This window comes from Methylobacterium sp. CCH5-D2 (assembly GCF_001556475.1).
In the GTDB taxonomy this organism is placed as follows: domain Bacteria; phylum Pseudomonadota; class Alphaproteobacteria; order Rhizobiales; family Beijerinckiaceae; genus Methylobacterium; species Methylobacterium hispanicum.
Window position 1 is genome coordinate 1 of the sequence record NZ_LSIX01000301.1, and the last position, 226, is coordinate 226.

Sequence of the window (226 nt, forward strand, 5' to 3'; positions counted from 1 at the left end):
CGAACGGGCGGGTGGTCTCGACGGTCGTCGACGGCGTGCGCCGCTTCGACGTGGTGCTGCGCCTGTCGGAGAACCGGCGGACGACGGCTGGCCTCGGTGACCTGCTGCTGGAGACGCCCTCGGGCTGGGTGCCGGCGCGCCAGGTCGCGGACATCCGCGAGACGGACGGGCCGAACCAGATCCTGCGCGAGAACGCCCGCCGCCGCATCGTGGTCCAGGCCAACAC

General features: G+C 73.5%; 1 protein-coding gene. It reads left to right on the plus strand.

Annotated features, from left to right (window positions below; all coding sequences use genetic code 11):
- Window positions 1-226, plus strand: a 226-nt coding sequence (locus AX737_RS07955) for an efflux RND transporter permease subunit (RefSeq protein WP_156453587.1), incomplete at both ends; no start/stop codon positions are given.